This window comes from Yinghuangia seranimata (genome assembly GCF_029953285.1).
GTDB classification, from domain to species: Bacteria; Actinomycetota; Actinomycetes; order Streptomycetales; family Streptomycetaceae; genus Yinghuangia; species Yinghuangia seranimata.
The window spans coordinates 1-22703 of sequence record NZ_JASAOI010000063.1; the positions used below are offsets into that span (position 1 = coordinate 1).

A 22703-nucleotide genomic window follows, 5' to 3' on the forward strand; every position below is an offset into this window, starting at 1 on the left:
CGCCTCCCCCGCCCGATAGTTGCCGCGGTTTTAAGCGCGGCCGGGCGGCGGTCAAGGCGCCCCCTCGAACACCGGTCAGGCCACGGATACTTCGCTGGTCCACCGCGCCTTGACAGCCGCTCGGCCGCGCGGACAATCAAAAATCGGGAGGGGGAGATGGCCACCGCCGGCATGCAGGCCCGGGACGGTGCAGGCCAACGGGGTCCACACCGCCACGGTGCAGGTCGGGGACAGTGCAGCCAGGCGCAGTCCGTGCCGCCACCGAGCAGCCTGAGAAGGTGCGGACACCCGCAGTCCACGCTGCGGCAGGCAGGAACCGACGCCCTCAGGCGAAATCCTCAGGCCCCCGCCACCTGTCGCTCCTCGCCTACCTGCTCTTCGACGGCCCGATGCCGGTCAGCGAGCTGGCCGCGCGCCTCGAGGTCGTGCCCGCGACGGTGAGCCCGATGGTCAGCGACCTCGGCAAACGGGGCATCCTCGAACGCGGCGCGGACCCGGCCGACCGGCACCGGGCGATCGTCGCCATCGCCGACGCGCACGAGCCGGCGATCCGCACGTGGCTCGGGCCGGAGCGCCGGGGCGTGGCGCAAGGCGCTGGCACCGCTGTCGGACGCCGAGCGGGCGGTGTTCACGGAGACGCTGGCCGCGTACGAGCGGGCCCTGGGCGACGACTGACCGGGCCGCGAGGGCGAGACGGACGAAGCGGGCCGAGTCGGCGGAGCAGCGACAGACCGCCCCCGCCCTCGCAATCTGACACCCCGTCAGGAAAACTGTGCCGGGCACCTCGCACCACCGCCCGGAACGGAGACCGCCATGGCCCGCGTGTACGAGATCGACTCGATCGTCCCGGTGATCGACCCGACGGCGTTCGTCCACCCCGACGCCGTCCTCGTCGGCGACGTCATCATCGGCCCACGCGCCTACATCGGCCCGCTCGCGAGCCTGCGCGGCGACTTCGGCCGGATCACCGTCGGGGCGGGCGCGAACGTCCAGGACGGCTGCGTCGTGCACTGCTTCCCCGGCACGGACACCGTCGTCGACGAGGACGGGCACATCGGGCACGGCGCGGTCCTGCACGGCTGCCGGGTCGGGCGCGGCGTGCTGGTCGGCATGAACGCGGTCGTGATGGACGGCGTCGAGCTGGGCGCGTACGCGTTCGTCGCGGCGAACAGCTTCGTGAAGGCCGGCACCGTCGTCCCGGAGAAGCACCTCGCCGCGGGGACCCCGGCCGCCGTCGTCCGGGAGCTGACCGAGACCGAACTGGCCTGGAAGGCCAACGGCACCCGTGTCTACCAGGACCTGGCGGCGCGCTCCCTCGTGAGCCTGCGCCCCGCAACGCCCCTCACCGCGGTCGAACCGGACCGCCGCAGGGTCAGCACGGACAGCTCCGTGGCCGTCCCGCTGCACACCTACCGCGAGCGGAACGGCGAACGGTGACCCAGGCGACTCCGGCGACTCCGACGACTCAGGCGACTCAGGCCTGCGGGTCCGCGCCCGAGACCGCGTACCGGCGCCGGATGCGCTCGAACGGGTAGCGCCCCAGGACGACCAGCGCGGCACCGTACGCGGCCAGCAGGACCACCGAGCCGGTGGTCAGCGTCTGCCCCTCGATCCCGTCCCCGAGCAGCCGCCCCAGCGGCACGAGCGGCGCGATCGAGAGCAGCGCGGCCCCGGTGCACCAGTGCGCGACGCTGCGGTTCGCCTCGTGCGCGTGGTGCGTGTCGTCCGAGATCCGCCGCGTGACGACCGGATACCCGCGCCGCGGGTGGCACACCAGCCCGCGGTACCCGGTGAACGCCGCGATGGAGGTCATCAGGGCGAGCGCCGCGAAGCAGATGAAGACGAGGAAAATCAAGGCGCTGCCCTTCCGAGCCCGTGCGTTCGACCGACCTCATCCAGGCTAAGCGAGGTCAAACCTCCCCCCGGTGGGGCATTCGTCACATTTGCCCGATCACCGACAGCGGACCTCGACGGACCCGGGAATGCCGCCGGCCCCTGGTCCTCCCGTGCGGGAGAGCCAGGGGCCGGGCGTCAAGCGTCAGACGGCGGGCGTCACTTGCGCTTGTTGATCTCTTCCTCGAGCTGCGGGAGGACCTTGAACAGGTCGCCCACGACGCCGTAGTCGACGAGGTCGAAGATCGGGGCGTCCTCGTCCTTGTTGATCGCGACGATGGTCTTCGAGGTCTGCATGCCCGCGCGGTGCTGGATCGCGCCGGAGATGCCCGCCGCGATGTACAGCTGCGGCGAGACCTGCGTGCCGGTCTGGCCGACCTGGTGGCTGTGCGGGTACCAGCCGGCGTCGACGGCGGCACGGGAGGCGCCGACCGCCGCACCGAGGGCGTCGGCGACGCGCTCGATGACGACGAAGTTCTCGGCGCCGTTCACGCCGCGGCCGCCGGAGACGACGATGTCGGCCTCGGTCAGCTCGGGGCGGTCGGACTTCTCACGCGGGGCGCGGGAGACGACCTTGGTGCCGGTGGCGGCCGCGGAGAACTTCACCGCGACGGACTCGACGGCGGGGGTGGCCGGGGCCTCCTCCGGGGTCGCGGCGTTGGGCTTGACCGTGATGATCGGCGTGCCCTTGGTGACGTGCGCGCGGACCTGGTAGGTCGCGGCGAAGACCGACTGCTCGGTCTCGGGGCCGTTCTCACCGGCGACGACGTCGACGGCGTCGGTGATCAGGCCCGAGCCGAGGCGGACCGCGACGCGGGCACCGACCTCACGGCCGTCGGGCGACGACGGCACGAGGATGGCGGCCGGGTTGACGGCGCCGGCGACCTGCGCGAGGGCGTCGGCCTTCGGCACGACGAGGTACTCGTCGACCTCGGCGGCGTCCACGACGTAGATCTTCTGGGCGCCGTAGCGGCCCAGGGTCTCGGTGGCGGCGTCGGCGCCCTTGCCCAGGAACACGGCCGAGGGCTCGCCGATGCGGCGGGCCAGCGTCAGCAGCTCCAGGGTCGGCTTGCGAACGGCTCCGTCGACGTGGTCGACGAGAACGAGGATCTCACCCACTGAATCTCTCCTTGTCCGGTGAAGCCCGGAAACAGATCAGAAAAAGGTCCGGTGCTGCCCGACTCAGATGAACTTCTTGGCGGCGAGGAACGTGGCCAGCTGCACGCCGCCCTCGCCCTCGTCCGTGACGACCTCGCCCTTGGTGCGCGCCGGGCGCGCGGTGGCGGCGTCGACCGTCGACCAGGCGGCGGACAGGCCGACCTCGTCGGAGTCGATGCCCAGGTCATCCAGGTCCTTGGACTCCAGCGGCTTCTTGCGGGCCGCCATGATGCCCTTGAAGGACGGGAAGCGTGCCTCGCCCGTGCGGTCGGTGACCGAGATGACGGCAGGGAGCGAGGCCTCGACCTGCTCGGTCGCGGTGTCGCCCTCGCGGCGGCCCTTGACGACGCCGCCCTCGACCTTGACCTCGTCGAGGTAGGTGACCTGCGGGACGCCCAGGCGCTCGGCGAGCATCGCGGGCACGACGCCCATGCCGCCGTCGGTGGAGGCCATGCCGCAGATGACCAGGTCGTAGCCGTTGGCCTCGATGGCCTTGGCGAGGATCAGGGAGGTGCCGAGCGCGTCGGTGCCCTGGATGTCGTCGTCGTTGACGTGGACCGCGTTGTCGCCGCCCATGGCGAGGGCCTTGCGCAGCGCGTCCGTGGCGTCGTCCGGACCGACCGTGAGGTAGGTGATCTCGGCCTCGACGCCCGACTCGACGATCTGCAGGGCCTGCTCGATCGCGTACTCGTCGAGTTCGGAGAGGAGCGAGTCGACCGACTCGCGGTCGGTGGTGCCGTCCTCATTGAACCCGCGGTCGGCGGTGGCGTCGGGCACGTACTTCACGCAGACAACGATTTTCACAACAGTTCTCCTGTGGTCGTCCGGTCACCCAGGTGCCGGTCCGAGGGTGTCATGCCCGTCCGAAGACGCCGCTATGGCCCCACCGCGGCTCGCGCGAAGCCGGGTGTTCGATCACTCCCGCATCATTGCATCCACGGGAGTACCCGCTGGTACGGCGTCCCACCAGGTCCATGACGGCTCCGGCCCCTTCGATCCTGCGATGTCCGTCTCCTGACCTCCCCACGCACGCGCGCGTGTGTGAAGCGGCCTGGCACTTCCATCATGTGACGGTCCGTCAACTTCTAGTCGAGAGTACGCGCCCCCGGAAGGGAACCTGACCACCGCCCCGCCACTTGGGCGATTGATGGAGGTTTCTTCCGGCACCCTGACGGGCCTCCGACTACTTGTTACTGGACAGTAACACCGCTGGACCGGCCTTGTCACCGGTGCGCGGACCCGACGAGAGCAGGCTCACCGGCGCACCGAGGGCCGCCGAGACGATCTCCGGCCACGGCGACGGCGTGTCCGCGGCGACCGGCACCGGTTCCAGGACGGGCGCGGCGCGCATCAGCCGCGCGGTGAGCCGCTCCTGGCCGGCCAGGTCGCCGCGCCGGCCGACCGGCAGCCGGTCGAGCCGGCCGCCGTCGAGTTCGTACGCCCGGCACAGCACGAGCGGGAACCGCTCCGGCGCGTCGAGATGGGTCACCGCGAGCGCGTCCACGCCTCCGCACACCTCGACGGCGTAGCGGTGCGCGACGGCGTCGAAGTGGCCGACCCGGAACGCGCCCTGCCAGCGCCCCGTGTCGTTGTGCCGGTCGGGCAGCGCGGCCGTGGCGGCGGCGTCCTCGGTGACCAGCGGCCCTGGGCCGTGCCGTGGCGTATAGGTGCGCACCACGCCGAGCCGCAGCGCGGACCCGGCGGCGAGGCCGGCGTCGGCGAGCAGTGTCTCGGCGTTGGCGAAGGTGGTGGTCGACCAGGTGGTGTACGGGTGGAAGCCGTGCCACTCGTCGAGCAGCACGCCCTGCGCGCCCTCGAACACGACGCGGCCGCGGCGGAGCAGGCGGACGGTGTGGGCGTCGTCGACGAGCCGGACAGCGCGGCCGAAGGCGGCGAACGCGTCGACGCAGGCGTCGATGTCGGGAACGGAGCCGAGGTCGAGAGGGGTGGCGCGACGGGGGCCTTGCGGGTGGCCGGATCCGAGGGGCGCCGCGTCGCCGGCGGCGGTATCGGCGGCGGCGGTATCGGCGGCGGCGGCGATGTCGTCGGTGTAGACGGCCGCGTCGGTGTCGGCGGCGGCGCCTATGCCGGCGATGCCTTCGGCGCGCAGGGCGTCGAGCAGGGTCCGCAGGCGGGTGCGGAGCAGCCGCGGGTCGAGGCAGTCGCGGGCGCGTATCGCCTCGTCGGGGAACCGCGCGGCGAACGCGGCGGTCTCCCCCACGCCCATGCCGCACGAGCCGTGCCGGGCGGCGCCGCGCGCCAGCTCGCGGACCCGGTTGGCGGCGGCGTGGTACGGGGTGGTCAGCAGCGCGTCCCGGTGCACGGTGAGCCGGTCGAACGGGCGGGGGACACCGACCGCGGCCAGGTGCGCGCCCTCGGCGGTCAGCGCCAGCGGGTCGACGATCATGAAGCGCGACAGGTGGGTCTCGACGCCGGGCGTGAAGGTGCCGGAGCCCCACTGGGCGAACGTGTGGTGGCGCCCGTCGTCGGTGACGACGTTGTGCGCGGCCTGCGCGCCGCCGTTGAAGCGGACGACCGCGCGGACGGGGTCGGCGGTGTCGCGGGCGCGGGCGCACAGGTGGTCGACGACGGTGCCCTTGCCGGCGTCGCCGAAGCCGAGGTCGACGACGGCGGTGTGGCGGGGGGCGTCGGGCACGCGGACTCCAGGGTGTGGCGACCGGTCACGGGGGCACGGGAGGACGGGGGCGCGCGGGTCGCGGTGTGATGGTCGGACCGGAAATCGCGCCCCCACTCAGGGGGTATAGCAGCGGCGGCTGTTCCGTTCACCGCGGGCGCCCACAGGGCCGGTCGGATGATCCGACCGGCCCTGTGCTCAGGCACTACAACCGGGTCGTCCCCGCGGCCGGCCCGCCGTCGTCGAGGCTCGGCAGCTTGCCGGCCACCGCGACGCCGCCCGGGCGGGCGTCGGCGTACGCCGAGAGCGCGCGGGAGACCGATCCGACCTGCGTGTCGGTCGAGCCGACGTCGCGCAGGTGGCCGAGGCCTTCGTCGAGGTCGATGGCGTCCTCGGCGAGGCCGATGGTGAGCGCGATGGTCTCGCACACCGCGTCCAGGTCGTCGAGCTCGATGACGTTCTGCCGCAGCAGCTTCTTCCAGATGCCGAGCACCTCGGTGTCGCCGACGTACGACGCCCCCGCCGGGAGGATGTAGTACACCTCGAACTTGCGCTGCAGCTCGGCGACGATCGCCTCGACGGGGATGTCTTCACCGATCGTGTCGCCGATCACCGCCTCGACCTCGCGCTTCTTGACCCGCCCGTACGGCATCTCGTCGCCGATGACGAACAGGTAGCCGCGCTTGCCGCGCTTGTCCAGGCAGTCGAGTTCGGTGTGCCGGGCCATGAAGTACATGGCCAGCTCGTACGATTCGGTCTTCTGGCCGCCGCCGCCACCTTCGAGCAGGATCGTGCCGAGCTGGTCGTCCATGCGGTTGTCGGACTCGAACTGGCCGACCTGCAACGGCACTCGGTCGCACGTGGCGTCGCCGATCGCGCCGAAGAGGATCTGCGGGTGGTCGACGTAGCCCTTGCGCAGCAGCAGTCCGAACAGCTCGGCGAGCTTGGTCTGCAGCGTGATCGGCACCGAGCCCATCGAGCCGGTGACGTCGAACAGGATGGAGATCGCGAGCGACGTCGGGTGCTCGTCGCTGTCGCGGCTCTCACGCACGCCCACGCCGCGCGGGTCGAGGTCGGCGTGGGCCTTCCAGGAGCTGCGCGGAACGGACTTCACGGTGGAGTCGTTGTACGCGAACGCGCTGCGCCCCGTGCTGGCGTTGTAGGCGTTCGCCGCGTCGTACACATCGGTGGACCAGTTGCCGCTTCCCATGGTGGTGGTCGTCCCTCCTCAGGGAATGTCGTGCTCGGGATGTCGTGCTCCGGGGACTGCTACTTGCGCCGGCCCGGCCGCGCGGCGGGCATGGTGAACGGCCGGAACCGGCGCGGCCCGTACAACCGCCCCAGCAGCTCGTCGAGTTCGCCGAGGAGCCGCCACGCGTCGTGCGGCCGGCGGGCCGGGGCGGCCAGCGTGCAGCCGCGCGCGAAGCGGAAGACGGGCTTGGGGGCGTCGGGGGCCAGCAGGTACGTCATGCACTTGGTGGCCATGTAGATGTCGGTCGACGGGTCCGGCGGCTGCTTGGCCGGGACCTCCGGCGGATACAGCTCGGCGTAGCGGTCGAGCATCGCCGGGACGTACTCGGTGGCGGCCGTGTACGCGTCGTCGGCTCCGCGGCCGAGCAGCGTCGAGTAGCACCAGTCGACCAGCACGAGGCCGTGCTGCTGGGGGTGGATCAGGACGTGGTCGGGCACCACCGCGCCGTGCACGACGCCCGCGCGATGCGCGTAGCCGAGCGCGACGAGCAGCCGCCGCCACATCCACGCGACGTCGCGCGCGTCGAGCCCGTCGGGGTACGCCTCGCGCACCTCGGCGAGCGAGCGGAATCCGCGCACCCGCTCGATGACGTTGGCGCGCCGCTCGTTGCCGGTGTCCTCGTCGCGGTGCCGGAACGACTCGACGAGCGCCGGCACGTACGACGCGTACTTGCGGTCGCCCTCGCGCGCGATGCGCTCCAGGGCGGTCGCCTCACGCTCCATCAGGTCGTTGTCGGCGACCGAGCGCGGCATCTTGAGCAGCGCCCGCACCTCGGCGCCGGCGGCGTCGGCGTAACTGACCTTGAACAGCGTGCCGATGTCGCCGCGGGCGCGTTCGCCGCCGACGGAGTACGCGCGTTTCCTTGTGGTGACGACGACCTGGCGGCCCGTCACCCCGGTGATGGTCTGCTGGTAGCGCTGCCACAGCTCCGACAGCCGGGTGAACACCGCCTGGGCGGCGGCCTTGCGGCCCTCGGGGACCGCGTCCGGGTGCAGGATGCGGGCGAGTGCGCGGTACATGCGTCCCCCCGAACGCAGGCACGCCTCGGGAGTGCCGTCGTACGGCCCGAACAGGTCCTCGGGGGCGATCGCCCCGCCGACGAGTTCGAGGGCCTCCTCGAGAGTCCTCGGGATCGCGGGAGTCGTGGTTCCGGGCGTGCCTGTCACTGGTTTTCCTCCCGTGACGGACGCAGCAGCGCGGGATGCAGCAGGCTCGCGCCGCCGGCTCGATAGAGCCGGGCGCGTCGGCCGCCGCGGGCGCCGCCGCGGGCGGTGGTGGTGTCGGTGTCCTCGACGAAGCCGGGCGCCGACAGCACCTTGCGGTGGAAGTTTCCGGCGTGCAGGGGTTCCCCCCAGACCGTCTCGTAGACCTCGCGCAGCTCCGAGATGGTGAACTCGGGCGGTGCGAACGCCGTGGCGAGCGCGGTGTATTCGAGCTTGGACCGGGCGCGCTCCAGGCCGTCGGCGAGGATGCGCGCGTGGTCGAAGGCGAGTTCGGACGGGTCGAGCGCGTCGACCGGCAGCCAGGCCGCCGCCGCGGCGTCGCCGCCCGCGGTCGCCTCGGGCAGGTCGGGCGCGAAGGCCAGGTAGGCGACGGACACGACGCGCATGCGCGGGTCGCGGCCCGGTGTGCCATAGGTGCCGAGCTGCTCCAGGTGCAGCCTCGGGGCGGGGGCGTCGGACGGTGCGGAGTCGGCCTCGGGCGCGCCGCCCTCCCCTGCGGCGCCGAGCGCGGACAGGCCGGTCTCCTCGGCGAGTTCCCGCACCGCGGCCTGGCCGAGGTCCTCGTCCTCGGCCGCGCGGACGAAGCCGCCGGGCAGCGCCCGGAAGCCCTCGTACGGCATGCCGCCGCGCCGGATGGTCAGCACGTGCAGCGCCTTGCCGCCGCCGTCCGCGCGCTGCCTGATGGTGAGCGCGACCACGTCGACGGTGACCGCGATCGGCGCGAAGGCGCGCGGATCGTACGCGGCCAGCCAGGCCTGCTCCGTGCCCCCCGGGGTGTCCCCGCCAGGCTGTCCGACCGTCGTCATGTGCTCCGCCTCGCCGCTCACTCGATCCTAGTTGTTCTCGACATGAGAAAATCTAGTGCCGAGACCAAAGTACCTGTCCACTCCGACACGGGCCACAGGGTTTTCCCTCACGTGGAAGCACCCGTTCGGCGCCCCTCGAACACCTCACCGAGCGCCGTCCCGAGCGCCTCCCCGAGCGCCCCGCGCGCACTCCCCCGAACGGGCGTCGCACCGCTCTGGTAGGCAGGTCCCCACACCCCCGGCCACGCCGCCACCAAGGAGACGCTCCGTCATGTACACGTACCGGGACATGGACTCGTTCGGCGGTCTGCCCGTCGCCGCGCTGAACGACCTCCCCGACCCGAAGGGGACCCGGGCCGACAACGCCCACGCCCACAAGCCGCTGCCTGCCGCAGGCAAGGCCGCGTGGGCGCTGCGGATCCCGACGTACCAAGCCCCCGAGACCTTCCCCGAGCACTTCGCGCGCTTCCTCGCCACGGTCGACAGCACCAAGGTCAGCGCGCTGCTCATCGGCTCCTGGGGCGTGAACGACCTCAGCTCCAAGGTCGTGGTCGACCTGCTCGTCGAACACGCCGACAAGTTCCCCGCCTTGCGCCACCTGTACCTCGGCTACATCCACTACGAGGAGAACGAGCTCTCCTGGATCCAGCAGAGCGACGTCACGCCGCTGCTCACCGAGTTCCCGAAGCTGGAAACGCTCATCGTCAAGGGCGCGTACATCGAACTCTCCCCCGTCGAACACGACTCCCTGCGGACCCTCGAGTTCCAGACCGTCGGCCTCCCGGCCGACGTCGTGCAGGCCGTCGGCGCCTCGACGCTCCCGGCCCTCGAATCCCTCGAACTGTGGCTCGGCGTCGAGGACTACGACGGCGACGCCACCGCCGAGGACCTCGCCGGCATCCTCAACGGCCGCGGCCTGCCCGCCCTCACCTCACTGGGCCTGATGAACAGCGAGATCCAGGACGAGATCTGCGCCGCCGTCGCCTCCGCCCCGATCGTCGCCCGGCTGCGGCGGCTCGACCTGTCCATGGGCACGCTGGGCAACCAGGGCGCCGAGGCGCTGCTCACCGGGCAGCCGCTCCAGCACCTCGAACAGCTTGTCCTGAGCCACCACTTCATGACCCAGAGCATGTGCGACCGACTCGCGGACGCCCTGCCCGACGTCGTCGTCGGCCTCGAGGACCTCGAGGAGGAGGACGACCTGGACGGCACCGAGGTGTGGCGCTACGTCGAGGTGTCCGAGTAACCGCGCGCCCTCGCCACGTCGACCACCCCGCACGGAACCGAACCAGAGGACACCTTGCCGACCATCCCCTACACCCGCGGCCTGCTGGAGTCGTTCGGCGGCCTCCCCGTCGCGGCCTTCGCCCCGCACGGCGAGCCGCAGTACGACTGGTACATCGACCCGGCCGACGTGCGGCCGGAAACCGGCCTCCCGCCCGCCGACAAGGCCGCGTGGCGGCTGCGGACGCTCAACGACGACTACGCCACCGACCCTGAGGACTACCCGAGCCTGTACGCGCGGTTCGTCGACACCGTCGACACCACCAAGGTCACCGCACTCGTCATCGGCGGATGGGGACCCAGCTACGAAGAGGCCTCGGCCGACGTCCCCCTCGGCCTGCTCACCGCCGACGCGCAGCGCTTCCCCGCGCTGCGACACCTCTTCGTCGGCGACATCAGCCAGGAGGAGGAAGAGGTGTCCTGGATCGTCCAGGACGACCTCACCCCGCTGCTCAACGCCTTCCCCGACCTGCACACCCTCGGTGTCAAGGGCGGCTCCCACCTCCGGCTCGACGCGATACGCCACGTCGGCCTGCGCGAACTGGTCTTCCACAGCGGCGGACTGCCCGGCCACGTCCTCGAAGCCGTCGGCGCGTGCGAACTCCCCGCGCTCACCCACCTGTACGCGATGCTCGGCCACCCCGAGTACGGCGGCATCGACACCGTCGACCGGATCCGCGTCGGCGCCGGCCTGGGAGGGCAGGCCGGCACCGTGGACCAGCTCGCCGGGATCCTCTCCGGCGCCGGCCTGCCCGCGCTGACCCACCTCGCGCTGTGCGACAGCCTGGTCCAGGACGCCGTCGCCGCCACGGTCGCGGGCGCCCCTGTCGTCGCCCGGCTCGCCGAACTCGACCTGTCCATGGGCACCTTGGGCGACGAGGGCGCCGAAGCACTGCTCGCCGGACAGCCGCTCGGGCACCTCACGCGGCTCGACCTGCACCACCACTTCATCGGCGACGCGCTCCAGGAACGGCTGCGGACGCTGTGCGCCGAAGCCGGCGTCGACCTGGACCTGTCCGACCACCAGACGGCCCGCGACTGGGGCCGCTACGTCGCGGTCGCCGAGTAGCACGCCCGCCACCGACCAGCACCCGAACAGGAGCCCGGAACACCAGCATGGGCATCTACCGATACCTCGAACACTTCGGCGGTCTGCCCGTCGCCGACCTGCGCCCGGCCGGCTCGAAGGCGGCCTCGCTGACGCCCGGCACGCACCCCGACGACACCCGCCACGGTGACGAACCCCGCTACGGCATAGCCCCGGACGAGTACGCCCCCGACGCGGTCGCGTGGCGGGTGCGCTACCGGTACTGGGAGGACGCCCCCGACTGGGCCGACCACTTCCGGTACTTCCTCGACACCGTCGACACCACCAAGGTCACCGCCCTCATCATCGGAGCCTGGAGCGAGGACCTGTCCGAGGACGAGGTCGTCATACCGTCGCTCGTCGAGGCCGCCGACCGGTTCCCCGCACTGCGCCACCTGTTCGTCGGCGAAGCGGTGCAGGAGGAGTCGGAGCTGACCTGGATCGAGTTCACCAGACCGCTCAACGACGTCCTCGACGCGTTCCCGAACCTCACCGGACTCGGCGTGCGAGGCTTCGTCGACGTGAACCCCGGCCGGCACCCGAACCTGCGCCGCCTGACCATGGAGGGCATGCTGACCGCCTCGATCGCCCGCGGCCTCGGCGCGTGCGAGTTCCCGCTCCTGGAAACCCTGGAACTGTGGCTCGGCGTCGCACACCACGGCGGCACGGCCACCCCCGAAGACCTCGCACAACTCCTCGAAGGCGCCCGCACACCGGCCTTGCGCCAGCTCGCCCTGCTCAACAGCGAGCGTCAGGACGACTTCGCCGCCGCACTCGCCGCCGCCCCCGTCGTCGCGGGCCTGAAGCGCCTCGACCTGTCCATGGGCACCTTCGGCGACGAAGGCGCGGAAGCCCTCCTCGGCGGCCAACCCCTCGGCCACCTCGAGGAGTTCGTGGTCAACCACCACTTCATGTCCGAGCCGATGACGGAACGGCTCCGGACAACCCTCGCCGACAGCGGCGTCGACGTCGTCCTCTCGGCCCCCGAGGAGCGCCGCGACTGGGGCGTCGACGGCCGCTACGTCGAGGTGGCCGAATAGCATGGGCATCGGTGACTACGTCACATCCTTCGGCGGTCTCCCGGTCGCCGACCTGCGGCCGCCCGATTCGGACGAACAGTCCGCCGCGCCGGGCAGCCAACCGACGAACAGCTACCTCGACACCGATGCCCAGTACGGCATCGCCCCCGACGAGTACGCGCCCGACGCGGTCGCCTGGCGGCTGCGTTTCCGGCACTGGGACGCGGATCCCGAGTGGTCCGACCACTTCGCCTACTTCCTGGACTCCGTGGACACCCGGCGGGTGACGTCCCTGGTGATCGGCGCATGGGACGAGGACCTTTCCGACGGCGGGCCTGTCATCCCCTCGCTGGTCGCCGCCGCCGACCGCCTGCCCGCGCTGCGGCACCTGTTCGTGGGCGACGTCATCTCCGAGGAGTCGGAGATCTCCTGGATCTCGTTCGACGACCCGTTCACTCCGCTGCTCGACGCCTACCCGGCGTTGGAGACGTTCGCGTTCCGCGGCAGCCCGGGCTCGGATTTCCCGACGGCGCACCGGGGCCTGCGCACCCTGCGGTTCGAGTCCGGTGGCCTGCACGGCGGGATCGTCCGCTCAATCGGCGGCGCGGACCTGCCCGCGCTGGAAGACCTCGAACTGTGGCTGGGTACCGAGCGCTACTCCGGCGACACGACCGTCGGCGACCTGTCCGAGATCCTCTCCGGCGCCAGGCTGCCGTCTCTGCGCCGCCTCGCGCTGCTGAACAGCGAGCGGCAGGACGAGATCGCCGCCGCGATCGCGTCCGCGCCGGTCGTCGCCCAGCTGACGGAACTCGACCTGTCCATGGGGACGCTCGGCGACGACGGTGCGGAGGCACTGCTGAGCGGCCAGCCGCTCGGACACCTTGAGCGGCTCAGGATCCGTCACCACTTCCTGTCCCCCGGCGTGATCGAACGGCTGCGTACGACGCTCGGGGCGCAAGGCGTTGCCGTCGACGTCTCCGAGCCCGAAATCCCGTACGACTGGGCTGACGACGGCCGATACGTCGAGGTTTCCGAGTGACGTCGCCGACCCGGAACACCGGGCTTCGAAACACCCAGCACCGAAAGGACGTCAGCCCATGAGCGTCAACGAGCACGAGACGCACTTCGCCGGACTGCCCGTTGTCGAGGCGACGATGGACGACGAGCGCTCGATCCGCATACCGCAGGTCGCCGACCCCGGTGCCGTCGCTTGGCGGCTCCGGCTCGTCGAGGCGATCGAGTTCGCGGAGCCCGAGAGCGGCTTCGAGGAGTTGTTCCAGCACTTCCTGGACACCGTGGACACCACCCGCGTCCGCGCGCTGCTGATCGGCGACTGGGGCGTCACCGACGCGGAGGAAGACCTCCCGTTCACCATGCTCCTGGGGGCCCGGGACCGGTTCCCGGCGCTGCGCGCGCTGTTCCTCGGCGACATCGTCCGCGAGGAGTCCGACGTCGCCTACATCCCGCAGGGCGACCTGGCCCCGCTGCTGGCGGCCTTCCCCGCCCTCGAGGAACTCGCCACCTGCGGGGGCGAGGGCCTGGCCTTCCCCGTCGGCGACTACCCGCACCTGCGCCGCCTGCGGCTGCAGAGCGGCGGCATGCCGGCCGAGGTGGTGCGCGCGGTCGGGGCGTCCACCTTCCCGGTGCTGGAGTACCTGGACGTCTGGCTGGGGGTCGACCGGTACGGCGGCGACACGACCACCGACGACCTCGCCGGCATCCTCAACGGCGCCGGCCTGCCGAGCCTGACGCACCTCGGCCTGATGGACAGCGAGATCCAGGACGCCGTCGCGGGCGCCGTCGCCGGTGCGCCGATCGTCGCGCGGCTGACCGAACTCGACCTGTCCATGGGCACCTTGGGCGACGAGGGCGTGGAGCAGCTGATCGCCGGTCAGCCCCTCACCCACCTGCGGCGGCTCGTCCTGAGCCACCACTTCGTCGGCGAGGGCGTGCAGAAGCGCCTGCGGGACGCGGTGCCGGACGTCGACGTGGACCTGTCCGACGCGCAGACGGAGCCGGACTGGGGACGGTACGTGGCGGTCTCCGAGTGACACCTGTTCGGCATCTGACCGAGTTCGGCGGGCTGCCCGTCGTGCGTTTCGCGGACGATGGTCCCGAAGCCCACGACAGCACACCCGCCGGCTCGGTCGCCTGGAAGCTCGGGCTCGACGCGTGGTGGCGCGAGCGCGGCCCGGCGCGTACCCCCGCAGACGCGTTCCGCGAGCAGTTCGCACGGTTCGCGGACACGGTGGACACGGCCGGCGTGACCGCGCTCGTGATCGGCGTGTGGGGTGAGCCGGGCGAGAGTTCCGGCACCGCCGTCGACTGCCTGGAGCGGTACGCCGACCGGTTCCCCGGGCTGCGCGCCGTGTTCCTCGGCGACGTCGTCCCCGACGAGTGCGAGATCTCGTGGCTCGACCAGGCCGCGTTCACGCTGGTGCTTCAGGCGTTCCCGCTGCTGGAGGAACTCGGGGTACGCGGGGGCGGCGGCTACCGTCCCGTGCCGCTGACCCACGAGCGGCTGCGGTGGCTGACGTTCGAGAGCGGGAACCTGTCCGGGCGCGTCGTCAGGTGTGTCGCGGAGTCGGCTTTCCCGGCCCTGGAGCACCTGGAAATCTGGTGCGGGGATGCAGATTACGGCGCCGACGTCGAGCCGGGCGACGTCGACCGGCTGGTCGACACCCTCGGGCGCGGGGCGCCGGACCTGGGCTCGCTCGGGCTGCGCAACTGCGGTTTCACCGACCACGTGGCCGCCGTGCTGGCGGCGGCCCCGGTGACCGCGCGCCTGCACACCCTCGACCTGTCGCTCGGCACGCTCGGCGACGTCGGCGCGGAGGCACTGCTCGCCGGGCAGCCGCTCACCCGCCTGCGGCGTCTGGACCTGCACCACCACTACCTCAGCCGCGCCATGGCCCGGCGGGTCCTGGACACGCTGGTGCCCGCAGGGGTGTCCGTCGACGTCACCCAGGGCCGCCTGCGCGAGAACGCCGAGCGGTTCGAGCGGTACGTGGCGGTGGCCGAATGAGCGGCTACCCGGTCACGGAAACCGGAGTGACGGTCGTCGGCAACCCCGGCCACCGCCGCCTCGTCGGATTCGCCGCGGCAGCGCACGCCGCCGGACTGCCCGAACCGCGGGTCGTGCCCTGGCGGGACGTCCTGTCCGGCGCGCCGATCGCGTTCGCCGCGGGCCCGGTGCGTGTCGACTCGCCCGGCGAGGACCAGGACGTCCACGACCTCCTGTCCCGCGACGGGGCGCCGCGCGACGCCACGCGGGTCGAGGGCGGTGCCGTGCGGCACGCGGCCCTCCTGCGCGGGCTCCAGCGCATCCGTGACGCGGTCGACGGCACGCCCGGCGCCTGGCTCGTCAACGAACCCGACGACATAGCGGTGATGTTCGACAAGCCGCGGGCGAGCGCGCTGCTCGCCGAGGCCGGGGTGCCGGTGCCGCATGCGCTCACCGGGCCCGACACGAAGGTCGCTTCGTACGAGCACCTGCGCGAGCTCATGCGCGAGGAGAGGCGTCCGCGGGTGTTCATCAAGCCCGCGCACGGCTCGTCGGCGTCCGGCGTGGTCGCGCTGGAGACGAGCGGGTCGGGGCGGGTGCAAGCCACCACGTCGGCCGAACTCGTGCGTACCGCGGGCGGCGTCGAGCTGTTCAACGCGCTGCGGATCCGCAAGTACCGCGACGAGGCCGACGTCGCCGCCCTGATCGACGCCCTGTGCGCCGACCGCGTGCACGTCGAGTCGTGGCTGCCCAAACTCACCCTCGACGGGCACGCCGTGGACCTCCGCGTGCTGGTCGTCGCGGGGCGCGCGACGCACGTCGTGGCGCGCGCTTCGCGCTCCCCGATGACCAACCTGCACCTCGGCAACGCGCGCGCCGACGTGGGCGCCGTGCGCGCCGCCGTGGGCGATGAGGCGTGGGCGCGGGCAATGGCGTCGTGTGTCCGCGCCGCGGGGTGTTTTCCCCGTACGCTGCACGTCGGCGTCGACCTGCTGTTCGCGGTGGACCGGCGCCGCCACGCCGTCGGCGAGGTCAACGCGTTCGGCGACCTGCTCCCCGGCGTGCTGCACCACGGGCGGGACACCTGGGCGGAACAGGTCGACGCGCTGGTGCGAGGATGGCGCCCGCGACCGCCCGAGCGGCGGACCGCACCCCACGAGGACCGAGGTACTGCCTGACATGACGACACCCCTCCCGCCGGAGTACGGGGGCGGCGAAGCGGGCGCGGACCCGCAGGCGCCGGACATGAACGCCGTGGTCGGTCAGCACGACCTGCTCGTCGTCACGCTCGACACGCTGCGCTACGACGTCGCCGTCGAACTGGCCGGGGCCGGGCGGCTGCCGAACCTCGCACGCGTGCTGCCGGGCGGGCGCTGGGAGCAGCGGCACACGCCGGGCAGCTTCACGTTCGCGGCGCACACCGCGTTCCTGGCCGGGTTCCTGCCGACGCCGCTCGGGCCCGGGCCGCATCCGCGGCTGTTCGCGGCCCGGTTCGGCGGCAGCGAGTCAACGGCGGCGAACACGTGGGTGTTCGAGGAGGCCGACCTGCCGGCCGGGCTGGCGCGGGCCGGCTACCACACGGCGTGCATCGGCGGCGTCGGGTTCTTCAACAAGCAGGGCGCGCTCGGGTCGGTGCTGCCGGGCATGTTCGCCGAGAGTCACTGGGACCCCGAGCTGGGCGTGGCGTCGCCGATCTCGTTCGAGGCCCAGGTCGCCCGCGCGGAGCGGGTGGTCGGCGCGCTGGACGCCGACCAGCGGCTGTTCCTGCTGGTGAACGTGTCCGCGCTGCACCAGCCCAACTGGTTCCACATGCCGGGCGCCTCGTCCGCCGACGGCGACTCGCGGGAGACCCACGCGGCCGCGCTCGAATACGTCGACCGGCACATCGGGCGGCTGTTCCGCGCGATGAGCAGCCGTCGGCCGTGCTTCACGATCGTGACGTCCGACCACGGGACGGCGTACGGCGAGGACGGCTACACCGGGCACCGCATCGGGCACGAGGTCGTGTGGACGGTGCCGTACGCGCACTTCACCTTGAACCCGGGCGAATGGTGATGTCTCGTCAGACCTGCTGACGCGGATCCGGGCCGGGTTCCGAACGAATCCGGATCCGCGCACAGCACATCGCCGCCTCGCCGCGTTCTCTCTTGCCGGAAGCTCCCGACGGGAGGAGAGGAAACGCGTGGAATTCGAGGAGTTCGCGGCAGCCCGATTGCCCGGGCTGCTGCGGTGCGCCTACATGCTGTGCGGGGACCGGGAACTCGCCCGCGACATCACGCAGGAGGTCCTGACCAGGGCCCTGGTGAAGTGGCGGCGGATATCCGGCTTGGCACACCCTGAGGCGTACGTCCGGACCATGGTGACGAACGAGTTCCTGTCGCTGCGGCGCAGGAAGGCCGTCGCCACGGTGGCGCTGACGTACGAGGCCCTGGACGGACCGGCCGCGCCGACGGCCGAGGACCCGGGGCACCAGGTCGGCCTGCGCGCCGACCTGTGGCAGCGGCTCGGGGCCCTGCCGCGGAAGCAGCGTGCGGTCGTCGTGCTGCGCTACTACGAGGGACTCACCGACAACGAGATCGCCGACGCGCTCGGCTGCCGGCCGTCGACGGTACGCGGCTACGCGGCGCGCGCGCTCGCGACGCTGCGGGTGTCGATGACGGAGGAGTCGGGCCCTGCCCCGGACCGCGCCGCTCGGATTCCGGTTGCGACGCTGACCGCCCAGGACGGAGGCGCACGATGACGAAGCAGTACGAAGCCGATGACCTGCGGAGGACGTTCGCCATGATGGAAGACAACGCGCCCGACGGTCTCGGCATGATCGAGGCAGCCCGCACCGCGGCGGTCGGCCGCAAGCGCCGCCGCCGGGCCATCGGCGCCGCCGGAGCCGCACTGGCGCTGGTGGCCGGGGCGACGACCGCCCTGGCGGTCACCAGCGGCGGGGGCGGCGGGGACGTGCGCCCCGCGGCGACCGCGGCGACCGCCCCCACCACCGCACCGGCCGCCCCTCTGTCCCTGACCGTGCCGGTGTCCTTCGCGCCGAGCAGCGGTCTCACGATGACGAACGCCATGTCCAACGGCCTCGACGCCCAGACCTGGTGGACGATGCACCTCCGCAGCAGCGGCACCGGCACCACGCCGACCGACGTGGACCTGCGGCTGTCCCCCGACGGAACCGAAGCCAAGTACCGGTCCGAGGGCGGCACACCGGCCAAGGTCCACGACGCCGCCGCCTTCGTCAACGTGGCGGGCGACTCGACCCCGGCAGCCGAGCGGCCCACGACCGTGGTGTGGCAGCTGCCGTCCGGGCTCTGGGCGGTGCTCATCGTCCGTGGCGGCAGCGCGACCACCAACGAAGCGCGCATCGCCGACGCGCTGCGGGTGGCGGAGGCACTGCGCGCCGACACACCCGTCGATGTGCCGCAGCCGGTCCGGTTGCCGTATGTCCCCGCGGGCCTTGAGGTCAAGTACGGCGACATGGCGTCGTCGACGGGGAACCAGATCTGGCTGACCGACCCCGCGTTGCCGCTGGTCGACAACGGTGGGCACGGCGCACCCCAGACGCACCCCCTGCTTCTCATGGTGAACGTCGCCGACAAGCGGCCACCGTCCCAGCCCGTTGATCCCCGCTCCACGCCGCCTCCGGCGGGCACACCGGTCCGCATCGGCACGATGGACTTCCTGTACTGGGAGTCCGACCCGCAGGTGCCGGGCGGCACCTGGCAGCACCCGGCCAGGTTCGAAGGCACCGTCGGCTCGTGCTTCGTGTCGGTCGAGACGCTGGACCGTAACCGGGTGACCCGCGCCGATCTCGAAGAGGTGATTCGGCAGGCCCAGTTCAAGGACTGCAAGGACCAGTCCACCTGGGTTCCGCCGTTCAAGTAGGCCTCTGACACCCGGCACGGCGGCCGCCACCCCACCTGGCGGCCGCCGTGTCGGCGTTGCGGCATAGGGTCGGGGCGATCAACGACCGCAGAACCGCCGGAGGAACCGCCCATGGGGTCGACCCGTACCGCCGATCCCGCCCTCGCGGACACGGGCTCGCGGTCGCCGTACGGCGGCTACGTGTACGCGTATCCGCACAAGACCGCATACCGGCCGTTCGAGGACCCGCCGGCGCTGCGGGACGTGTGGGCCGGGCAGGACCTCTCGTCGCTCTTCCTGTACTTCCACATCCCGTTCTGCGCGACGCGCTGCGGGTTCTGCAACCTCTTCCTCCGGACGGGCGCTCCGGAGGAGCTGGTGACCCGTTACCTGGACGCGCTGGAGCGGCAGGCGCGGGCGGTGCGCGAGGCGATACCCGGTGCGCGGTTCGCGACAGCCGCGGTCGGCGGCGGGACGCCGACGTACCTGAGCGCACCGGAGCTGGAGCGGCTGTTCGGGATCGCGACGGACGTGCTCGGCGTGGACCTGGCCGCGGTGCCGCTCGCCGTCGAGACCTCCCCGGGAACCGCCACCCCCGACCGGCTCGCGGTGCTCGCCGCGCACGGGACGACGCGTGTGAGCATCGGCGTCCAGTCGTTCGACGACGCCGAGGCGCACGCCGCCGGGCGGCCGCAGAAGCGGGCCGAGGTGGAGGCGGCGCTCACGGCCATCCGGGACGCGGCGATCCCGTCGCTCAACATCGACCTGATCTACGGCATCGACGGGCAGACCCCGGACAGCTGGCGGAGGTCGCTGGACGCCGCGCTGGCGTGGCGGCCCGAGGAGGTCTACCTCTACCCGCTGTACGTCCGCCCGTTGACCGGCCTCGGCCGCCGTGCCGTGACCCGCGCGGACTGGGACCGGGAGCGGCTGGCGCTGTACCGGATCGGCCGGGACCGGCTGCGGGAGGCGGGCTACGAGCAGACGTCGATGCGTGGCTTCCGGCGCGCCGACGGGCCGCGGGACGCCGACACCGGGTACCGCTGCCAGCGGGACGGCATGATCGGCCTCGGCTGCGGGGCCCGCTCGTACACCGCGGACCTGCACTATTCGTTCGAGTACGCGGTCGGCATCAGCGAGGTGCGGGCGATCATCGACGAGTACGTGACGTTCGATCAGGAGGCGTTCTCGCGGGCCCGCGTGGGCATCCGGCTGGATGCCGGGGAGCAGCGGCGGCGGCATCTGCTGACCTCGCTGCTCCAGGCCGAGGGCCTGGAAGCCGCCGACTACCGGGGCCGGTTCGGCTCGGACGCGGCGGTCGACTTCGCGGCGGAGCTGGCGCCGCTGGCCGACGCGGGGTGGGTGGCCGTGGACGCCGACCGGATCCGGCTCACCGAGGAGGGCCTGGCGTGGTCGGACGCGGTCGGCCCGGCGCTGTTCTCGGGGCGGGCCCAGGAACTCATGGACGGCTACGAACTCCGGTGATTCCGCTGCCGTTTGCCGACGCTCCCCCGGCGTTGACGATCCTCTACCGGGGGCCGTTGGCGTCCTGCGACTACGACTGCGGGTACTGCCCGTTCGCCAAGCGGCGGGACTCCGCGGCGCAACTACGGGCGGACCGGGCGGCGTTGGAGCGCTTCGCGGCGTGGGTGGGAGACGCGCCGGAGCGGGTGTCGCTGCTGTTCACGCCGTGGGGCGAGGGCCTGGTGCGGTCGTGGTACCGGCGGACGCTGGCCGAGCTGAGCCATCTGCCGAACGTCGACCGGGTCGCGATCCAGACCAACCTGAGCGCCCGCCCGGCGTGGACCGAAGCCGCGGACCTGTCGCGGCTCGCGCTGTGGGGGACGTACCACCCGGACCAGGTGCCGTACGACCGGTTCCTGGGCCGCTGCCGCGAACTGCACGCGCGCGGCGTGCGGTTCAGCGTCGGGGTCGTCGGGCTTCCGGAACACCTGGACGCGGCACGGCGGTTGCGCGGCGACCTGCCGGAGGGCGTCTACCTGTGGGTCAACGCGGCCGAGGGCCGCACCTACACGGACGCCGAGGCCGCCGACTGGACGGGGATCGACCCGCTGTTCGGCTACAGCCGGCATGCGCACCCGTCGCGCGGCGCGGCGTGCCGTACCGGCGAGACGGTGGTGAGCGTGGACGGCGACGGCGAGGTGCGGCGCTGCCACTTCGTGCCCGAGCGGATCGGGAACCTCTACGACGGCTCGTTCCGGGCCGCACTGGGGCCGCGGCCGTGCCCGAAGGAGCTGTGCGACTGCCACATCGGCTATGTGCACCTCGAGGCGCTGCCGCTCTACGACGTGTTCGCCGGCGGGGTGCTCGAACGTGTCCCGAACCTACCGCCGTTCCGCTGACCTGCGGCGGAGGCCCGCGCAGCGACACGCGTGATCTTCCCCGCAACGGATTTCCCTTGCGGGCAAGGGTGTTCGCATGGGTACATTCCGCCGGTGTTCTCCCTCTCCGAACCGCCTTTGTTCACCCGTCTGTCGTCGTGCGAACGCGTGCTGGTCGCGGGCGCCGGCGGCGGCTTCGACGTCTACGCGGGCCTGCCCCTCGCGCTCGCCCTGGAGGCGGCCGGCAAGCAGGTCCACCTCGCGAACCTGTCGTTCGTCGGCGTCGACCGGCTGCCGGCCCGCGACATGCTCCGGCCCGGCGTGGCGGCCGTCCTGCCGGAGACCGGCGGTCCCGGCGTGTACTTCCCCGAACGGTCCCTGGCCCGCTGGCGCGACGCCAACGGGGCGGCGTCGCCGGTGGTGTACGCGTTCCAGATGACGGGCGTACGGCCGCTCGCGAGCATGTACCGGACGCTGTGCACGCTGCTGGAGCTGGACGCCATCGTGCTGGTCGACGGCGGCACGGACATCCTGATGCGCGGTGACGAGTCGGGCCTGGGCACCCCGGGCGAGGACATGACCAGCCTCGCGGCGGTCGCCTCCCTGCCGCCGGACATGGCCCCGACCCGGCTGGTGGTGTCCCTCGGCTTCGGCATCGACGCGTACCACGGCGTGTGCCACACCCACGTGTTGGAGAACCTCGCGGCGCTGGAACGCGACGGCGGCTACCTCGGCGCGCTGTCCATCCCCCGCGACTCCCGCGAAGGCACTCTCTACCTCGACGCCGTCGCCCACGCCGAGCGGGAGACCGAGGCGCACCCGAGTATCGTCCACGGCTCCGTGGCGGCGGCGATCCGGGGCGAGTTCGGGAACGTGGCGCTGAGCGAGCGCACGCGGAACAGCGAGCTGTTCGTCAATCCGCTGATGGGCGTGTACTTCACCGTCGAGCTCGACGCCCTGGCGCGCCGGAACCTCTACCTCGACCGGCTGCGCGACACGTACACACTGTGGGACGTGGTGGCGCGGATCGAGGGCTTCAGGGACGAGGTGCCGACCATCCGGCCGCAGAAGGCGTACCCGCACTGAGTCCCGCGCCTCGGCCCGTCCGCCGGCACATGAGCTTGGCTCGTGTTGCTCGA

The 22703-nt window shown here is 72.3% G+C and carries 21 protein-coding genes and 1 pseudogene; 15 read left to right on the forward strand and 7 right to left on the reverse strand.

The genetic code is table 11. The features are described from left to right. Positions 1 to 389 precede the first annotated feature (389 nt). Together QI554_RS35965 and QI554_RS35970 are read left to right on the forward strand one after the other, a co-directional pair. Positions 390 to 446: pseudogene (locus QI554_RS35965) on the forward strand (hypothetical protein); the annotation flags it as partial. Between the two features lie 367 nt (positions 447 to 813). Continuing rightward, positions 814 to 1437 (forward strand): gamma carbonic anhydrase family protein, encoded by a 624-nt coding sequence (locus tag QI554_RS35970; RefSeq protein ID WP_281476400.1) that lies wholly within the window; start codon positions 814 to 816, stop codon positions 1435 to 1437. A 37-nt stretch (positions 1438 to 1474) separates the two neighbouring features. On the opposite strand, the gene QI554_RS35975 is transcribed toward QI554_RS35970, so the two are convergent. The 7 genes from QI554_RS35975 to QI554_RS36005 form a co-directional block, all read right to left on the reverse strand. After that, positions 1475 to 1855 carry a hypothetical protein gene (locus QI554_RS35975; RefSeq protein ID WP_281476403.1) on the reverse strand — a complete coding sequence of 127 codons (381 nt, stop codon included), beginning with the start codon at positions 1853 to 1855 and terminating at the stop codon, positions 1475 to 1477. Positions 1856 to 2052: 197 nt separating this feature from the next. After that, the gene (locus QI554_RS35980) at positions 2053 to 3012 is read right to left on the reverse strand and encodes an electron transfer flavoprotein subunit alpha/FixB family protein (protein WP_281476405.1); all 960 of its coding nucleotides are present in this window, start codon (positions 3010 to 3012) and stop codon (positions 2053 to 2055) included. A gap of 63 nt (positions 3013 to 3075) precedes the next feature. Beyond that, positions 3076 to 3837, reverse strand: coding sequence for an electron transfer flavoprotein subunit beta/FixA family protein (locus QI554_RS35985; RefSeq protein WP_281476520.1), 762 nt, complete (start codon positions 3835 to 3837; stop codon positions 3076 to 3078). Between the two features lie 397 nt (positions 3838 to 4234). After that, positions 4235 to 5707 (reverse strand): adenylosuccinate synthetase, encoded by a 1473-nt coding sequence (locus QI554_RS35990; RefSeq protein ID WP_281476406.1) that lies wholly within the window; start codon positions 5705 to 5707, stop codon positions 4235 to 4237. A gap of 184 nt (positions 5708 to 5891) precedes the next feature. Next, complete coding sequence (locus QI554_RS35995) at positions 5892 to 6896, reverse strand: hypothetical protein (protein ID WP_281476408.1); 1005 nt, start codon at positions 6894 to 6896, stop codon at positions 5892 to 5894. 59 nt (positions 6897 to 6955) lie between these two features. Beyond that, complete coding sequence (locus QI554_RS36000; protein WP_281476410.1) at positions 6956 to 8104, reverse strand: protein kinase family protein; 1149 nt, start codon at positions 8102 to 8104, stop codon at positions 6956 to 6958. Continuing rightward, on the reverse strand, positions 8101 to 8967 hold the full coding sequence (locus QI554_RS36005) for an NUDIX hydrolase (RefSeq protein WP_281476411.1): 867 nt from the start codon (positions 8965 to 8967) through the stop codon (positions 8101 to 8103). The genes QI554_RS36000 and QI554_RS36005 overlap by 4 nt, the downstream gene beginning before the upstream one ends. Positions 8968 to 9238: 271 nt before the next feature. Between QI554_RS36005 and QI554_RS36010 the strand changes: the two genes are divergently transcribed. From QI554_RS36010 to QI554_RS36070, 13 genes are all read left to right on the forward strand, one after another. After that, positions 9239 to 10213, forward strand: a complete 975-nt coding sequence (locus QI554_RS36010; protein ID WP_281476412.1) for an STM4015 family protein — start codon at positions 9239 to 9241, stop codon at positions 10211 to 10213. Positions 10214 to 10267: 54 nt separating this feature from the next. Further along, positions 10268 to 11320, forward strand: a complete 1053-nt coding sequence (locus tag QI554_RS36015) for an STM4015 family protein (RefSeq protein ID WP_281476413.1) — start codon at positions 10268 to 10270, stop codon at positions 11318 to 11320. A 47-nt stretch (positions 11321 to 11367) separates the two neighbouring features. Then, positions 11368 to 12378 (forward strand): STM4015 family protein, encoded by a 1011-nt coding sequence (locus tag QI554_RS36020; protein WP_281476414.1) that lies wholly within the window; start codon positions 11368 to 11370, stop codon positions 12376 to 12378. 1 nt (position 12379) lies between these two features. Beyond that, a complete protein-coding gene (locus QI554_RS36025) occupies positions 12380 to 13396 on the forward strand; it encodes an STM4015 family protein (RefSeq protein WP_281476416.1) in 1017 nt (338 codons plus the stop codon). 58 nt (positions 13397 to 13454) lie between these two features. Then, a complete protein-coding gene (locus tag QI554_RS36030) occupies positions 13455 to 14408 on the forward strand; it encodes an STM4015 family protein (RefSeq protein WP_281476417.1) in 954 nt (317 codons plus the stop codon). Continuing rightward, positions 14405 to 15382, forward strand: coding sequence for an STM4015 family protein (locus QI554_RS36035; RefSeq protein WP_281476419.1), 978 nt, complete (start codon positions 14405 to 14407; stop codon positions 15380 to 15382). The genes QI554_RS36030 and QI554_RS36035 overlap by 4 nt, the downstream gene beginning before the upstream one ends. After that, positions 15379 to 16539 (forward strand): STM4014 family protein, encoded by a 1161-nt coding sequence (locus QI554_RS36040; RefSeq protein ID WP_281476421.1) that lies wholly within the window; start codon positions 15379 to 15381, stop codon positions 16537 to 16539. Before QI554_RS36035 ends, QI554_RS36040 begins: the two co-directional genes overlap by 4 nt. A gap of 67 nt (positions 16540 to 16606) precedes the next feature. Continuing rightward, the gene (locus QI554_RS36045) at positions 16607 to 17416 is read left to right on the forward strand and encodes an STM4013/SEN3800 family hydrolase (RefSeq protein WP_281476522.1); all 810 of its coding nucleotides are present in this window, start codon (positions 16607 to 16609) and stop codon (positions 17414 to 17416) included. 127 nt (positions 17417 to 17543) lie between these two features. Then, complete coding sequence (locus tag QI554_RS36050) at positions 17544 to 18101, forward strand: SigE family RNA polymerase sigma factor (protein ID WP_281476423.1); 558 nt, start codon at positions 17544 to 17546, stop codon at positions 18099 to 18101. After that, positions 18098 to 19243: a hypothetical protein gene (locus tag QI554_RS36055; protein WP_281476425.1), complete on the forward strand. Its 1146-nt coding sequence runs from the start codon at positions 18098 to 18100 to the stop codon at positions 19241 to 19243. The genes QI554_RS36050 and QI554_RS36055 overlap by 4 nt, the downstream gene beginning before the upstream one ends. A gap of 111 nt (positions 19244 to 19354) precedes the next feature. Continuing rightward, positions 19355 to 20707 carry an STM4012 family radical SAM protein gene (locus QI554_RS36060; RefSeq protein WP_281476427.1) on the forward strand — a complete coding sequence of 451 codons (1353 nt, stop codon included), beginning with the start codon at positions 19355 to 19357 and terminating at the stop codon, positions 20705 to 20707. 32 nt (positions 20708 to 20739) lie between these two features. Continuing rightward, entirely contained in the window at positions 20740 to 21585 is an 846-nt protein-coding gene (locus tag QI554_RS36065) for an STM4011 family radical SAM protein (protein ID WP_281476429.1), read from the forward strand. 93 nt (positions 21586 to 21678) lie between these two features. After that, positions 21679 to 22650: a DUF1152 domain-containing protein gene (locus QI554_RS36070; protein ID WP_281476431.1), complete on the forward strand. Its 972-nt coding sequence runs from the start codon at positions 21679 to 21681 to the stop codon at positions 22648 to 22650. Positions 22651 to 22703: the final 53 nt, after the last annotated feature.

Excerpts from the sequence above, each read along its gene's own strand:
- QI554_RS36025 (WP_281476416.1), top strand. The coding sequence starts at position 12,380 with ATGGGCATCGGTGACTACGTCACATCCTTCGGCGGTCTCCCGGTCGCC.
- QI554_RS36040 (WP_281476421.1), top strand. The coding sequence starts at position 15,379 with ATGAGCGGCTACCCGGTCACGGAAACCGGAGTGACGGTCGTCGGCAAC.
- QI554_RS36030 (WP_281476417.1), top strand. The coding sequence starts at position 13,455 with ATGAGCGTCAACGAGCACGAGACGCACTTCGCCGGACTGCCCGTTGTC.
- QI554_RS36045 (WP_281476522.1), top strand. The coding sequence starts at position 16,607 with ATGAACGCCGTGGTCGGTCAGCACGACCTGCTCGTCGTCACGCTCGAC.
- QI554_RS36020 (WP_281476414.1), top strand. The coding sequence starts at position 11,368 with ATGGGCATCTACCGATACCTCGAACACTTCGGCGGTCTGCCCGTCGCC.
- QI554_RS35995 (WP_281476408.1), bottom strand. The coding sequence starts at position 6,896 with ATGGGAAGCGGCAACTGGTCCACCGATGTGTACGACGCGGCGAACGCC.
- QI554_RS36055 (WP_281476425.1), top strand. The coding sequence starts at position 18,098 with ATGACGAAGCAGTACGAAGCCGATGACCTGCGGAGGACGTTCGCCATG.
- QI554_RS35970 (WP_281476400.1), top strand. The coding sequence starts at position 814 with ATGGCCCGCGTGTACGAGATCGACTCGATCGTCCCGGTGATCGACCCG.
- QI554_RS36060 (WP_281476427.1), top strand. The coding sequence starts at position 19,355 with ATGGGGTCGACCCGTACCGCCGATCCCGCCCTCGCGGACACGGGCTCG.
- QI554_RS36010 (WP_281476412.1), top strand. The coding sequence starts at position 9,239 with ATGTACACGTACCGGGACATGGACTCGTTCGGCGGTCTGCCCGTCGCC.
- QI554_RS36005 (WP_281476411.1), bottom strand. The coding sequence starts at position 8,967 with ATGACGACGGTCGGACAGCCTGGCGGGGACACCCCGGGGGGCACGGAG.